Annotated in this window: 13 protein-coding genes; 5 read left to right on the top strand and 8 right to left on the bottom strand. The window is 70.4% G+C overall.

Annotation, left to right across the window (positions count from 1 at the left end; all coding sequences use genetic code 11):
• Window positions 1-78 precede the first annotated feature (78 nt).
• The 6 genes from IPN47_09950 to IPN47_09925 all read right to left on the bottom strand — a co-directional run bounded on the left by IPN47_09950 (window position 79) and on the right by IPN47_09925 (window position 7174).
• Window positions 79-2700, bottom strand: a complete 2622-nt coding sequence (locus IPN47_09950) for an insulinase family protein (protein ID MBK9408360.1) — start codon at window positions 2698-2700, stop codon at window positions 79-81.
• 57 nt (window positions 2701-2757) lie between these two features.
• Window positions 2758-3798, bottom strand: coding sequence for a hypothetical protein (locus tag IPN47_09945; protein ID MBK9408359.1), 1041 nt, complete (start codon window positions 3796-3798; stop codon window positions 2758-2760).
• A 14-nt stretch (window positions 3799-3812) separates the two neighbouring features.
• Window positions 3813-4925, bottom strand: coding sequence for a tetratricopeptide repeat protein (locus IPN47_09940; GenBank protein MBK9408358.1), 1113 nt, complete (start codon window positions 4923-4925; stop codon window positions 3813-3815).
• Between the two features lie 166 nt (window positions 4926-5091).
• The gene (locus IPN47_09935; protein ID MBK9408357.1) at window positions 5092-6027 is read right to left on the bottom strand and encodes a pseudouridine-5'-phosphate glycosidase; all 936 of its coding nucleotides are present in this window, start codon (window positions 6025-6027) and stop codon (window positions 5092-5094) included.
• Window positions 6024-6944 carry a serine hydrolase gene (locus tag IPN47_09930; protein MBK9408356.1) on the bottom strand — a complete coding sequence of 307 codons (921 nt, stop codon included), beginning with the start codon at window positions 6942-6944 and terminating at the stop codon, window positions 6024-6026. Before IPN47_09930 ends, IPN47_09935 begins: the two co-directional genes overlap by 4 nt.
• Window positions 6941-7174, bottom strand: a complete 234-nt coding sequence (locus IPN47_09925; protein MBK9408355.1) for a hypothetical protein — start codon at window positions 7172-7174, stop codon at window positions 6941-6943. Before IPN47_09925 ends, IPN47_09930 begins: the two co-directional genes overlap by 4 nt.
• Before the next feature lie 304 nt (window positions 7175-7478).
• On the opposite strand from IPN47_09925, the gene IPN47_09920 reads away from it, so the two are divergent.
• The gene (locus tag IPN47_09920) at window positions 7479-7847 is read left to right on the top strand and encodes a hypothetical protein (protein MBK9408354.1); all 369 of its coding nucleotides are present in this window, start codon (window positions 7479-7481) and stop codon (window positions 7845-7847) included.
• Here IPN47_09920 and IPN47_09915 read toward each other — a convergent pair.
• Window positions 7844-8863, bottom strand: coding sequence for a M20/M25/M40 family metallo-hydrolase (locus IPN47_09915; GenBank protein MBK9408353.1), 1020 nt, complete (start codon window positions 8861-8863; stop codon window positions 7844-7846). The genes IPN47_09920 and IPN47_09915 overlap by 4 nt on opposite strands.
• A 634-nt stretch (window positions 8864-9497) precedes the next feature.
• Here IPN47_09915 and acnA point away from each other — a divergent pair.
• A complete protein-coding gene (gene acnA, locus IPN47_09910) occupies window positions 9498-12251 on the top strand; it encodes an aconitate hydratase AcnA (GenBank protein ID MBK9408352.1) in 2754 nt (917 codons plus the stop codon).
• Window positions 12252-12326: 75 nt separating this feature from the next.
• Window positions 12327-13250 (top strand): diacylglycerol kinase family lipid kinase, encoded by a 924-nt coding sequence (locus tag IPN47_09905; protein ID MBK9408351.1) that lies wholly within the window; start codon window positions 12327-12329, stop codon window positions 13248-13250.
• A gap of 100 nt (window positions 13251-13350) precedes the next feature.
• Here IPN47_09905 and IPN47_09900 read toward each other — a convergent pair whose 3' ends face one another.
• Window positions 13351-13743 carry a glycine zipper 2TM domain-containing protein gene (locus IPN47_09900; GenBank protein MBK9408350.1) on the bottom strand — a complete coding sequence of 131 codons (393 nt, stop codon included), beginning with the start codon at window positions 13741-13743 and terminating at the stop codon, window positions 13351-13353.
• 395 nt (window positions 13744-14138) lie between these two features.
• On the opposite strand from IPN47_09900, the gene IPN47_09895 reads away from it, so the two are divergent.
• Window positions 14139-14381: a redoxin domain-containing protein gene (locus IPN47_09895; GenBank protein MBK9408349.1), complete on the top strand. Its 243-nt coding sequence runs from the start codon at window positions 14139-14141 to the stop codon at window positions 14379-14381.
• A gap of 9 nt (window positions 14382-14390) precedes the next feature.
• The gene (locus IPN47_09890; protein MBK9408348.1) at window positions 14391-14729 is read left to right on the top strand and encodes a peroxiredoxin family protein; all 339 of its coding nucleotides are present in this window, start codon (window positions 14391-14393) and stop codon (window positions 14727-14729) included.
• Window positions 14730-14760: the final 31 nt, after the last annotated feature.

The following is a 14760-nucleotide window of genomic DNA, read 5'->3' as shown; positions in this document are numbered from 1 at the left end:
GAGTCTGGCGCTCCAGCGTCGCTTTCTCGTCTTCTCGTCTTCTCGTCTTCTCGTCTTCTCGTCTTCTCGTCTTCCTCCTCAATCCTTCCGTCTCCCTCGCACGATCCCTTCGACGCGTCGTTCGGGCACGAAGTACTCCCGCGCGAGCTGCTGCATCGATTGCGGGGTGACGGCGAGCAGCTGGTCGGCGAAGCGGTCGAGTTCTTCCAGTCCGGTCCCGTACATCCAGGCATCGACCAGCTCGGCCAGGACGTTGCCCCCCGACTGCTGGGCGATGGCATGCGTGCCTAACGCATAGGTGCGGGCGCGCGCCAGTTCGGCGTCGGTGACGGGCGTCTCGCACAGCTTGGCGAACTCGCGCAGGAGGCCGGCGCGCGCGACCTCTTCCTTCTCCGGCGAGCACGCGATGTACGAGAGAAACATGCCGGCGGCGAGCCGGTCGCTCGACGTGGCGTGCACGGTGTACCCCAACGACTGCTTGTCGCGCAGCTCGTCGAAGAAGCGCCCCCCGAGCCCGCTGGCCACCCCCGCGATGAGGTGCGCGGCAATGCGCGCGTCGTCGCGGCGTGAGGGACTCGGGAAGGCGAGGGCGAGCCCCGTCTGCGACTTGTCGCGCGTGTCGGCGCGCTGCTGCACGCCGTCGGGCCACGTGGGGTACACGAGGGGGGAAGCGTCCCGGTACTCCAGCGACGCAAAGGCGGAGCCGAGCACCTCGGCGATCTGCGCCGGATCCACGTCGCCAACGACCGCCAGGACACACGGTGATTGCCGCACGTTGGCCCGATGCCATCCGAGGGCGTCGTCGACCGTGACGGCGCGCAGCGTCTCCTCGTTCCCGAGGATGCCACGGCCATACGGATGCGCGCCGAAGGCCGCCTCGGTCGCCAGCCGCACGGGATAGCGCATCATGTCGTCCCGAAGCTGCGCGAGCTGCGACAGAGCCACGCTTCGCTCCGTCTCGAACGCCGCCGCCGGACACGTGGGGGTGAGCACAACGTCGGCGAGGAGGTCGATGCCGGCCGCCAGGTGCCGGGGGGTGACGGAGAGTGTCCACCCGATGCCGTCGCTCGTGACGGTCGGTGCGATGCTCCCGCCCAGCAGCTCGGTCTCGAGGGCGATGACATCGGAGGATCGGCGCGCAGTGCCCTTGAGCGTGGTGCGGGCGAGGAGCGTGGCGATGCCGGCGTGTGTCGCCGTCTCATCCAGCGCCCCGCCGAGCGCGTAGAGCCCGAGATGCACGATCGGTGTCCCGGCCTTGCGTCTGACGAGAATCGGCACGCCACGCGCGGTGCGGAAGACACTCACCTGGCCGTGCGTGCGTTCGGGCGCCGTCCCCTGGACGAGCGCTGGCGCCGAGGGCGCGGTGGGGAGGGCGATGGCCTCGAGCGTCGAGGTGGGGGCGTTGTCGAGCGCGGCGAAGGCCTCGACCACGCCCGAGGCGAAGACGGGGGCCGACGATGGGCGATAGACCATCATCGAGGCCTGCGCGGGGTCGAGGTAGCGGCGCGCCGCCTCGGTCACCTCGGCGGGGGTCGCGGCGAGCATGCGCGCGGCGTATTCGTCGGCCCAGCGCCAGTCGCCTAACGCCTCCCACTCGGCGAGGAAGTTGGCCTGCCCCTCCATCGTCTCGAGCCGGCGCAGCCAGCGCGATTCGAAGAGGCGCTTGGCGCGCTCCAGGTCGCCGCTGGCGACGCCGCCGTCGAGCAGCGCCTGCAGCTCGCTCCACATCGCGCGCGCGGCCTCGGGGGCGCGCTCGGCGGGGCCGTCGGCGTGCAGGACGAAGACGCCCAGGCTGGTGGGGGTGTAGTTGTAGGCTGAGACGCTCGAGGCGAGGCGCTGCTCGCGCACCGCGCGATACAGGCGCGACGAGCGACCCGAGGCAAGCACCGCGGCAGCGAGGTCGAGCAGCGGCGTATCGGCGTGTCGCGTCCCGGGGGTGCGCCATCCGATCGCGACCTGCGTCTCGGCGATGTCGCCGTCGCGCTCGCGATAGCGTCGCCCGGCAGGTGCAGTCTCCTCGTCGCCGGGGACGCGCGCAATCTCGCCGTCGGGAAGCGCGCCATAGAGCTCGGCGACGCGCGGGATCACGGCGGCGGGGGTGACGTCGCCGGCAATGACCAGCACCGTATTGGAGGGGCGATAGAAGTTGCGATAGAAGCGCACGAGCTGGTCGCGCCGCAGCGCGCGCAGCGGCTCCTCGCGGCCGATGCGCCAGCGGCGGATGCGATGGCGATCGTGGAGGAGTTCGTAGAGCGTCTCCGTCGTCACGGCCCCCGGGTTGTCTTCCTTGCGCTTGGCCTCCTCGATGATGACCTCGAGTTCGCGGCGCAGTTCCTCCGCGTCGATGAGCGAGTTGGCGTAGGCATCGGCCTGGATGGCGAGCCCGGTGTCGAAGCCTTCGATGGGGAGGACGGCGTAGTACGACGTGTGGTCGTAGATGGTCGCTGCGTTGAGGTAGCCCCCGCTGGCCTTCGTTTGTCGAGCGATCTGTCCGACGCCTCGCGTCGGCGTTCCCTTGAAGAACATGTGCTCGAGGACGTGGGCAATCCCCACGACGTCATCGGTCTCGTCGAAGTAGCCGGCCTTGACGTAGGTGACGACCGCGGCCACGGGGGCCGAGTGGTCCTCGTGTACGAGGACGGTGAGTCCGTTGGACAGGACGGTGCGGTGCACTCTCTCGGGGGCGAGCGAGCGAATCATGACGAAACCTGGCACAGGTGAGGCGGCGGGGACGGCTGGATGGCGTCCCCGCGACGGTCAGCGCGGCGGCGCCGAGGGGCCCGGCGCTGCAGCTGCCGGGAGTGGGAGCGGGCCGGGCGGGGTGGCCTTGCAGCTGTCCCACTCGCCCGGGCCGGCGCGCTGGAAGAAGCGCACGGCGAGGTCGGTGCGCCCAAGGCGATGGAGCGCGCAGGCCATGTACCCCAGCGACACCTTGTCGGCAGGGTTGAGCTCGATGGCCCGCTGGTAGAACGACCGGGCGAGCTCGGCCTGTCCGGTCGACAGGAGGTAGGCGGCGAGCTCGCGGTGGGCGAGGTAGTTCGCGGGCTCGAGTTCGACGGCGCGCCGCAGCTCGGCGCTCGCCGTGGCGCGATCGCCCTCGTCACGCGCGATGCGCCCGAGGTAGATGTGCGGCTCGGCGAGTGCGGGCGCCTCGCCCGCGGCCGAGGCGAAGGCGTTGCGGGCGGTGAGGCGGTCGCCAGCCGCAAAGGCGGCGCGTCCGGTACGCAGCGCCGACGACTCGCGATTGAAGGTGAGGGCGTAGTAGCCGACGGCACCGAGCACGGCGAGGACGGCCACGAGCACGAGCGCCGCGGCCAGCGTGTTGCTCCTGGCGGACGGCGGGATGGGGGGCGGCGGCGGGAGCGGGTCGACGGCGGGGCGCGGCGTGACCGGGGTGGAGATGGGGCCGGAGTACGGCGCCTGCCTCGGCGCTTCGCCCCCGGCGTCGCGTGCCAGCACGCGCGTGAGGTGCTCCCGCGCGGCGCGCGCCGACTCGACGTCGGCGGCGGAGGCGACGTACCCCTCGCTCGCCGCGCGCTCGGCGGCGGCATGAAAATCGACGAGGGCGTGCGCATCGTCGAGGGCGAGCAGGTTGCGCTGGCGCAGCTCGCGCACCAGGGCGACCCCGCCGAGCACCTGCGAGCCGGCGAGGGCACGCAGCGCGTCCTCCGTGCCGGCCCACGCCTCGGTGAGCGCACCGCCGATCTCGCCCGGCTCGACCGCCCTCGCGAGGCGGTCGAACGAAACGCGGGCCGCGTCGAACGCGGCCCGCGCCGTCCGCTGGCCATCTGTCGCCATGTGATCGCGGTGGTCTACGTGAGAATGCGCAGGAGCCCGGCGTCGGCACTGCCGCGAATGAAGCTCTCGGCGTCGCCGGTCGGGATCACGATCCCGGTGAGCGAGTAGCCGCGCCGGGCCTCGTTGAGCATGAAGTCCTGCACCGAGCGGCCGGTGAACGTGGCGTTGCCGTCACGCATCTGCCGCACGATCTCGTCCCAGCTGCCGTTGAAGGCGCGTCCATCGCGCGTCATCACGCGGTGTTCGCGCCCTTCGCCCTTCTGGTCCACGAGACCGCTCAGCATAGACCCGAACAGCTCGAGCTGCTGCTTGACGTCGTGCTGGTCCTGTTCCATCGCGCGCTGCTCGATCTCGGCGAGCATCTCGTCGATGTCGTCGGGCTCGCCGGCCAGCTCCGCCAGGCGCTCCTCCCACTTCTTGAGTTCCGGATCGTCGTCGGGGAGGCGGTGGATGGTCCGCTTGAGCTCCATCAGGCGCCAGATCCCGAGCTCGTCCCAGTGATCCTCGGGCTTGGAGCGATCGAGGTGGTACAGCGCGGCCTCGTACTCGCCGCGGTCGTACAGGATGTTGCCGAGGTAGATGCGCGCCTCGGTGTGGTCGGGGTCGAGCTGGAGCGAGCGTCGCAGCGTGGTGATGGCCGCCTCGTCGTCGCCGAGGCGATGTTGCGAGTAGCCCACGAGGGCCACGGCCTCGGCCGAGTCGGGGGCCTGCCGCATCGCGACCTCGAAGAACTCCTTGGCGTCCTCGATGAGTCCTTCGCGGAAGAGGGCGCGCCCGATCTGGAGCATGAGCTCCAGGTCATCCTCGTAGCCTAACGCGAGCGTCGTCTGGAACGCCTTCCGGGCCGCGTCCTCCTGCCCGAGCTTGAGCAGGACCTCGCCGAGCCCGGCGAGCGCGTCCTCGTGCTCGGGATCGAGGATGAGCGCTTCCTCGAAGCTGCGGCGCGCCCACGCGAACTCGTCGCGGGCGAGCCGGGCATAGCCGACGCCAACGTGCAGCTCTACCGCGTGCGGATAGAGCGCGAGCCCCTCGCGAAGGACGTCGAGCGCCTCATCATAGTGCCCCTCGTTATAGAGCTGATGGGCGCGCTCATCGTACTCCTCGGAACTCAGGAATGGAGTCGGCATCTCTCGCACTACCTCCCGTTCGAGCGTGCTGGCCTATTGTACCATTCCGAACGCGGGTGGTTCAATACTTCCCGCCGTGACGCGTGTTGCAGCGGGCAGGACGACGCGCCGGCACTCGCTCCAAAGCTAGCCACTGACATGGCGCCGTGCCCGTTGGCGCCCACGCTCAAGACGCGTGGATGCGCCCCGACGGCACGGGCGGGATGTCGTCCCGAACGAGCGCGGCGGCGATCTGCCCGGCGAGCAGCGCGTTGGCCTCGAGCAGCGCCAGGTTGGTGCGACGGGACCGCCCCGCTGTCGCCCGCTCAACCGCCGCCAGGAGGAACGGGGTGACGGCGGCGCCACGCACGTGCTGCGCAGCCGCCTCTCGTAAGGCACCCTCGACCGCCGCCTCGATCTCGTCGCGCGGAATGGCGGCATCGATCGGCGGTGGCTGTACGATGAGGAGCGCCTCATCCCGACCGAGCCGTCGGTGCGCCCGCTCGATGGCCGCGATCTCCTCCGGCGACTCGGCGACGGCGGTGACCGGGAGCCCGCTGGAGGTGGAGAAGAAGGCGGGGAACTCGCGGCAGCGATACCCGATCACGGGAACGCCCAGCGTCTCGAGGCGCTCGAGCGTCGCCGGGAGGTCGAGGATCGACTTGGCACCGGCGCAGACGACCACGCGGGGGGTGCGCGCCAGTTCGACGAGGTCGGCCGACTCGTCGAACGCCGGCTCGCGGTGCACGCCGCCGATGCCGCCAGTGGCAAAGACTCGGATGTCGCTGCGCGCGATTAGGGCCAGCGTGGCCGCCACCGTCGTCGCCCCCGACTGGCGCTGCGCCACGGCGACCGCCAGGTCACGCGATGACACCTTGCGGATCCCATCGCGCGCCAGGAAGCGCTCGAGCTCGTCGTGCGTCAGTCCGAGCGTTGGCGTCCCGTCGATCACCCCTGTGATGGCCGCCACCGCCCCGCCCCGCGCCACGGCGAGCGTCATGCGCTCCGCCGCCTCGCGATTGGCCGGGATCGGGAGCCCCTGCGCCAACACGGAACTCTCGAGCGCCACGACGGGGCGCCCGTTCAGGAGGGCGTCGGCGACCTTTGGCGTGATGCGGATCATGGCGTCTTGGGCGGGAGTCCCCACGCCATCACGATCGCCTCGCCCATCCGGGCCATCGTGAGCTGTGGTTCGGAGTCGAGGACCCACCGCTGATCGACGTTGTCCCGGGTCAGGACACACGCCACCACCCGGTGGCGCAGGGAGAAGAGCGCGCACTCGGTACGCACCGCATCGGTCGCCCCGGTCTTGTGCGGCGCATGCACCCCGTTCGCATAGCGCTGCAGCAGCTGGCCGTCCTCGTTATGCGCGAGGATGTCGAGCATGACCGAGTCGGCCGCGGGCGACACCGCCTTCCCCTGCGCCAGGAGTTCGAAGAGGCGCGCCATCTCGGCCGGGGTGGTGACGCCGAGCCCATACTTCACCGACGAGTCCATCGCAACGCTCGAGCTGCGCAGGAACGTCTTGGAATGGACCTTGGTGTGCATCAGCCCCAGCGACTCCATCTTGTCCCAGACGCGCCGGATGATGATCCGGTCGAGGAGGACGTTGGTCGCGGTGTTGTCGCTGATGGTGGTCATCAGCCAGGCCGCGTCGCGCACGGTGATCTCGATCCCGTCGTGCATGAACTGCAGCGTCCCGGCCCCGGGCACCTTGTCGATCTTGAGGACGGTCAGGCGATCGTCGAGCGACAGCATCCCCTTCTCCACCAGGTCGAACACGGTGACGAGGATGGGGACCTTGATGAGCGATGCCGTGGGAAACGTCTCGTCGCCGCGGCGTGCGATCGTCGCGCCGGTCTCGAGGTCGCGCACCAAATAGCCGACGATCCCGTGATGGGCGTCGGCCAGGGCATTCAGCGATGTGCGAAGGGCCGCGGTGTCGGCGCGGACGGGGGCACCGGCCGGCGACTGGGCGCGGAGCGCCCCAGCCGCCAGCACCAACGGAAGCAGGGCTGCCGTAGCCGCCCTGCGGATCACGCCACTGCGTCCGGGAACTGCTCGGCGCGCAACGTGTCGACCTTCTCGCGCTCCGCCGACGTGGGATCGTACTTCGCGAGGATCTTGATCCGCTCGCCCTCGTAGCAGTCGAACGACTTGGTATGCCCCTTGGGCACGTGGATCTCGTGGCCGTCCTCGAAGCGCAGGAGGACCTCGGGATACTCGGTGTTGCTGTACTGCTTGCGGATCTTCTTCGGCGGGGTCGGCATTCCGTCTCTCGTCAGGCGTTGAGGGGACTAAAATAGCGCGCGGTCGCTCGGGGCCGCCAGCGACCGCGCCGCGGGAAAGGTGCACCGTTGGGGCGCGTTGGAGCGGGGAGGTCGACCGGGCGCGCCAGAAGCGGATCGGACACGCAACCCTCGAGGGGACGGGGGGGCTGGATCGGCCACGAGGCCGTGGCGCGAGGGAGGCCACCGACGGCGGACCGGACGCGTTGGTGGCAAGGTATCACCGCCGTAGCTTTCCTGCCCATCCAGTCGACTCGGCCGTCGAAACTCCTCACCCCGATCTGTCATGACCGCGCGCACCCTGTTGCTCCAGCTCGCCCTCGGCGCCTCGATCGTGGCCGCCGCCCCCAGCGTCTCCGCCGCCCAGTCGGGGGGGACCTCCCTTCGTCAGCCCGCCACGACGCTGCCGGCGGCCCCTGCGGTCGGCCCGCGACGAGACGCCGCCGTCTCCGGCGTCCGATTGCAGGTGACGGATGCGCCGCTGACGCCGGCAGTCGTCGCCCCGAGAGCGCGCGGTCGCGGCCAGACGCTGGCGATCGTCGGTGGTGCCGCCTTCCTCGGCGGGCTGATCATCGGCGACGACGTCGGGACGGTGATCGCGGTTGGCGGACTCGGGGTCGGGATCTACGGGCTCTGGCTCTGGCTGAGTAACTAGCGCCCGAGCCCCTCGCGCTCGAGCGCTCCGATCGCGATTCGTTCGTACGCCGACACGGCCTCGGCGAGTTCCTTGATCGAGACGTGCTCGTGCGCGGTGTGGGCCACGTGAATCGAGCCCGGACCGAAGAGGTACGGTGTCCCCCAGTTCGTGAGGGCGGGGATATCGGTGGCAAAGGCGGCCACGCTCGTCGGGAAGCCGTCGAGCGTGCCGAGCCGCACGGGGGGAACGGTCACGCCGCGTTCGACCGCCGCGCGTCCCGCCGCCCATCGCTCGAGGATCGGCCACACCTCTTCCACCGGCGTCACGAGGCGCAGCATCAGGCGCGCCTCGGCCGACGGCGCCATCACGTTGTCGGCGACGCCGCCGCTCAGCATCCCGATGTTGACGGTCGTCGCCCCAAGCACCGGATCGCTGGGCCACTCCACGGCGTCGAGCGTCGCGAGCAGGTTGACCAGGTCGCGCGTCGCCGAGTGCCCCAACTCGGGATAGGCGGAGTGGGCGGCGCGCCCCTGCGTGCGGACGAAGGCGCGCATCGCCCCCTTGGTCCCGACGGCGAGGGTGCTCTCGGTGGGTTCGCCATTGATGAGAATGCGCGACGTCGTGGGGCGCGCATTGGCCGCGTGCGCCCCGTCGTGCGTCGTTTCCTCGCCGACGACCAAGAGCAGGGCCACGGGGACGTCGCGATCGCGCAGCCGGTCCGCGGCGAGGATCATGGAGGCAGCGATCCCCTTGGCGTCGCAGGCGCCACGCCCGTGCAGCGTGTCACCGTCGAGGTGGGGCGGCATGTAGGGTGGCACCGTATCGAGGTGCGTCGACAGCGTCACGAGCGGAGCGGGGGCCGACGTCGCGAGGATCGCATCGCGACCGTCGCCGACCGGAATGCGCTCGGTGTTCCAGCGTCGGTCGGCGAGGAGCTGTTCGGCGACCGTGATCACCGCCGCTTCATGCCCGCTCGTCGACTCGACTTCCATGAGGCGGATGGCGAGCTCCGCGACCTGCCGTTCGATCGACATCGTGAGGCCAGGGTGAGGGGACCGAGGCCGCACGGACAGAACGCCAGGCCGTCGGGACCCAATTCGGAGCGCGGAGCGGGCCGCGCGTCCGCGTCGCGTCCCGAGGACCGAATCTACCGCCGCGGGCGAGGCGCGGCGCGGGCTCCCCCTTTCCCCCTGCCCCCCGGCGGGGGGGGTCCCGGCGTCAGCGCACTCGAAGGCGGCCGTCACGCTGGTCGGCGACGAGGTCGTCGACGCCTCGACGATCCGACCGTCGAGCGAAGGCGCGGTGCGTGGCCAGCCCGGCCAAGCCCCTCGCCGACGGTGCCCCGCGGGCGCGGCCCCTATTCGGGCACCTGGGACCAGTCCACTTCGTGGCCACGCGTCGGACAGGAGTTGGCCCGCGTTTGCCGAAACGCCAGCCCCCGCACTGGGGTGCCCGTGAGGCAGGAGGGCCCGCGGGTGACGGCGCCAGAGTCCGAGCAGTGGACGGCGTGGTGCGGGGGTCGGAGTGCGGGAACGGGTGCGTCTGCTCCGATACTTGGGGGACTGTCACTACATTAGGCGCAGCCTGGCGGGGGCCGTGAGCCGCCGCCAGTGGCTCCGCGACTCACTGCGCCGCGGCCTGCGGCGCCCTCATCTGCGTGATGAGCTCATGACCCATCCGAATTCCTTCGGCAGCAAGGCCACCCTCACCGTTGGCCCCCGGTCGTACACCATGTTCCGACTCGACGCGCTGCGCGCGCTGTCGGGCGGGAAGGTCGACCGCCTCCCCTTCTCCCTCAAGGTTCTGCTCGAGAACCTGCTCCGTGGCGAGGACGGCGCGTTCGTGAAGAAGGGGGACATCGAGACGCTGGCCACGTGGGACGTGAAGCACCCGGTGGACAAGGAGATTGCCTTCCGCACGGCGCGCGTGCTGTTGCAGGACTTCACCGGCGTGCCCTGCGTGGTGGACCTGGCGGCGATGCGTGACGCGATCGCCACGCTGGGGGGCGATCCGACGAAGATCAACCCGTTGCAGCCGGTGGACCTCGTCATCGATCACTCGGTGCAGGTCGACGAGTACGGGACCGAGGCGGCGTTCCTGCTCAACGTGAACCTCGAGTACGAGCGCAACCTGGAGCGCTACCAGTTCCTGCGCTGGGGGCAGGAGGCGCTGCGCAACTTCCGCGTGGTGCCGCCGGGGACGGGGATCTGCCACCAGGTGAACCTCGAGTACCTCGGGCAGGTGGTCTTCACGGCGACGAGCGACGGCGAGACGGTGGCGTATTGCGACTCGCTGGTGGGGACGGACTCGCACACCACGATGATCAACGGCTTGGGGGTGCTGGGCTGGGGCGTCGGCGGGATCGAGGCCGAGGCGGCGATGCTGGGGCAGCCGGTGTCGATGCTGATTCCCGAGGTGATCGGCTTCAAGCTGACGGGGAAACTTCCGCCAGGCGCAACGGCGACCGACCTGGTGCTCACCTGCACCGAGATGCTGCGCAAGAAGAAGGTCGTGGGGAAGTTCGTCGAGTACTATGGTGACGGGCTGTCGTCGCTCGCCCTCGCCGACCGCGCGACGATCGCCAACATGGCGCCGGAGTACGGCGCCACGATGGGCTTCTTCCCGGTGGACCACGAGACGCTCAAGTACCTGCGCCTCTCGGGGCGCAGCGAAGAGCAGGTGCAACTGGTCGAAGCGTACACGAAGTCGCAGGGGCTCTTCCGCGAAGACGGGATGGCCGACCCCGAGTACACCGACACGCTCGAGCTCGACCTGTCGACGGTGGTCCCGTCGCTGGCCGGCCCCAAGCGTCCGCAGGATCGCATCCCGCTTACCGCGGTCAAGGCCAACTACACCGAGTCGCTGCGGGCGCACCATGAGCAGCAGCAGGCGGCGGCGAAGGCCAAGGCGGAAAAGTCCGCGGTCGCGGTGATGGAGAACGAGGGGCCGACGCACGAGAGCGCCGGCATCGCGTGCGAGTGGCGCGGCCAGTCGTTCACCCTCAAGGACGGCGCGGTCGTCATCGCCGCCATCACGTCGTGCACCAACACGTCCAACCCGAGCGTGATGCTCGCGGCCGGCCTGCTCGCCCAGAAGGCGACGGCCAAGGGGCTCACGAGCAAGCCGTGGGTCAAGACGTCGCTGGCGCCGGGCTCCAAGGTGGTGCGCGACTACTTCGACAAGGCCGGCGTGCAGCCGGCGCTCGACGCGTTAGGCTTCCAGATCGTCGGGTACGGCTGCACCACGTGCATCGGCAACTCCGGCCCGCTCCCCGACCCGATCGTCAAGGCGATCGACGACGGCAAGCTGACGGTGGCGGCCGTCCTCTCGGGGAACCGCAACTTCGAAGGGCGCGTCAATCCGCAGACCCGCTTCAACTACCTCGCCTCGCCGCCGCTGGTCGTGGCCTACGCCCTGGCCGGGCGCATGGACATCGACTTCGATCGCGAGCCGATCGGCGTTGGGGCTGACGGCCCGGTCTTCCTCCGCGACATCTGGCCGACGGCGCAGGAAGTGGCCGATGTCGTGCTCTCGTCCGTCAAGCGCGAGCAGTTCGAGGCCGAGTACGGCGACGTGTTCGCCGGCGACGCGCAGTGGCAGGCGATCCGCATCCCCACGGGATCGCGCTACGCCTGGGACGACGCCTCGACGTACGTGAAGCACCCGCCGTACTTCACCGGGATGACGATGACGCCGCCGGGGGTGCAGCCGATTGCCGGGGCCCGCGTCCTCGGGATGTTCGGCGACTCGATCACCACCGACCACATCTCGCCGGCCGGTTCGATCGCCGAGAAGAGCCCGGCCGGGCAGTGGCTCCTGTCGTTAGGTGTTCCCAAGAAGGACTTCAACTCGTACGGTGCCCGTCGCGGCAACCACGAAGTGATGATGCGCGGCACGTTCGCCAACATCCGCCTCAAGAATGAACTGACGGCGGGGATGGAAGGGTGGTGGACGCGCACGTCGCCCGACGCGCCGCCGACCTCGTTCTACGAGGCGAGCGAGTCGTACAAGGCGGCGGGGACGCCGCTGATCATCATCGCCGGCAAGGAGTACGGGACCGGGTCGTCGCGCGACTGGGCGGCCAAGGGGACGATGCTGCTCGGCGTACGCGCGGTGATCGCCGAATCGTTCGAGCGCATCCATCGCTCGAACCTGGTCGGGATGGGGGTGATCCCGCTGGAGTTCGCCGACGGGGCCACGCGCCAGTCGCTGGGGCTCACCGGCTTCGAGACGTACACCCTCGAGGGGCTGTCGGACGCGATGACGCCGCGCGCCACGCTCACCGTGGTGGCCCGTGCCGCGGACGGTACGGAGACGCGCTTTGCGGCACGTTCCCGCATCGACACGCCGGAAGAGATGCAGTACTACCGCAACGGGGGGATCCTCCCGTACGTCCTGCGGCAGCTGGTGGGCGGGCGGTAGCGCCGGCGCGGGTTCCACGCGCGCGGCGGCGGCGCCATTCCCTCGGGAGTGGCGCCGCCGTTTCTTTGGGGGCGCATGTCCACCCCATCGCCCCTCCCCCTCGCGATCATCGCCAACCCCGCCGCCGGGCGCGGGCGGGCGTCGCGCCTCATCCCGCGGCTCGAGCAGGCGCTGGGACGCGGGCATCCGCACACGTTGCATCTGACGACACGCGCCGGCGAGGAAACGGCGCTGGCCCGCGCGGCGGCCGAGGCCGGCGCCGGGACGATCCTGGCGTTAGGCGGCGACGGCACCTGGGGCAACGTGGTGCGCGGGATCATCGCCAGCGCCCGGCGCCCGCGACTGGCCCTGTTGGCCGCTGGGACCGGCAACGACCTCGCCTTCGCCACCGGCGTCCCTGCGCACGACCTCGACGCGGCGCTCGCCATTGCCCTCGGCGCGCGGGAGCGCGCCATCGACGTAGGCGAAGTCGACGGGGTGCACTTCGTGAACTGCGCCGGCTTCGGTTTCGACGCCGAGGTGCTGCGCGGAACGCAGGGCGTGACGTGGCTGCGCGGGCACGCCGTGTACCTCCTGACCGCCGCGCGCAAGCTGTTCGCCTACCGCGGCTTCGAGGCAGCGCTGACGTACCCGGCCGAGGGCGAGGGGGCGCCGGCGGTCTTTCCGCGCGCGCATCACCTCGCGGTCGTCGTCTCCAACGGCCCGCGTTTTGGCGGGGGCTTCCTCATCGCGCCGGGGGCGACGGTGGAGGACGGGCTGCTGGATGTGGTGCGCGTGGCCGATGGCCCGGCCTGGCGGCGCATCGCTGTCTTTGCGGGGGCCACGCGCGGGACGCACATCGGCGCGCCCGAGGTGAGCCGGCGCACCGTGCGCGAGGTGACGCTCACCTTCGACGCCCCTCCCCTGTTCGATGCCGACGGGGAGCTGCACCAGGCGCGGGAGTCGACCCTCACGGTGCGCTGCCACCAGGGGGCGTTGCGGCTGGCGGTGGGCACCTGAGCGCCGGGATCGGGTGGTGGCGAGGGGGGACGCACGACGGCGGGGGCCACGATGGCCCCCGCCGCCCCGGTCGCTCGTACGCCCGGTCCGTGCCGCGAGCCTAACGCGGACGTCGCACGTCGATCTTCTCGCCGACCACGGCGCCGAGCAATCCGCCAGCCGCCGCGCCGATGATCGCCCCCTTGAGCGTGTTGCGCGTGCTGGCCACTCCAATGGCCGCCCCGGCCGCCGCGCCGATGATGGCGTCACGCTTGGTATTCTTGATGACCGGTTCCTCGCCACCGTACACCCCGCCCGCACTCGACCCACTGTAGACGGGCTCGCTCGCCGGCGCGCGGCGAATCACGCGCGGTGCAGGTGCCTGACGATAGACCACCGGCTGCGGACGCGGCTGGTAGTACGGCTGCGGGTAGTACTGCGGCGGGTATTGCGGCTGCGGGTAGTAGCCCTGCGCACCGTACGCATACCCCTGCTCCTGCGGCGAGACGTACATCTGCGGCTGGTAGGGCTGCGCCTGCGAGGCGAGGGAGAGGTCGTTGCGAAGCGCGGTGTCGAGCGCCGGTGTCTCTGCCTTCTGGCACGCGGCGAGCGTGGCGAGCGACGCGACTACGACGACAAACAGGGAAGCACGCGAGATCGTCATGGGGCCCTCCAATGGGGGTGGTGCGGGTGTCCCCATGCAGGGCACGCGTCGTGCCGAACTCCGTCGCGATGCAGCGCAACGACTTACGCGATGGGTGCCGGCCCGGGTGTCCCCGTCACGGACAGCGCAGTGTCCATTCGCGATTGCGCGGAGCCGGTGGGGGGTACGCCTCGCGCCCGCGGCGCGTGTTGCGAAAGTCGACACCGCGCTCGCACTTTTCGCGCACACCTGCCAGGACAATGGACATGCGATTCACGTCGGTCAGGCTCGGGACGATGGCAGCGGCCGTCGCACTGGCCATCGGGGTGCCGTCGACTGGTGGCGCACAGCAGGCGGAGACGGGGCCCAAGGTTGGCGACATGGCCCCGGACTTCACGCTGCGAGGCGTCACCCGGGACGGCCCGATGCGCGAGGCGATCAAGCTCTCGTCGTACAAGGGCAACACGGTGGTGCTCGCCTTCTTCTTCAAGGCGCGGACCAAGGGTTGAACGATCCAAATGGAGGCGTACCGTGATCAGTACGCCACGCTCTTCAATGGGGGGAAGAAGGTGACCCTCATCGGGATCAGCGTCGATCCCGACACCGCGCTCGTGGCGTGGATGAAGGACGCGAACTTCCCCTTCACGTTCGCATCGGACGGGGACGGGGCAGTGGGAACGCTCTACGGGGCCTACCTGCCCGCCAACAAGCTGGACAACCGGTCGCTGTACGTGATCGGTCCCGATGGCAGGATCGCCTACAAGGCGCAGCCCTTCCGGCAGTCATCCGCGGAGGCCTACACCGAGTTGGGCGAAGTGATCGACAAGCTGTCGCCGCCCGCGGGCGGTACGCCCTGACAGGTGCAACGCCCCGGCAACCACCGCCGGG

It is taken from the genome of Gemmatimonadota bacterium (genome assembly GCA_016719105.1).
GTDB lineage: Bacteria > Gemmatimonadota > Gemmatimonadetes > Gemmatimonadales > Gemmatimonadaceae > SCN-70-22.
The sequence above is the reverse complement of the archived record's forward strand: the minus strand, read 5'-3'. Positions and strand labels throughout refer to the sequence as shown.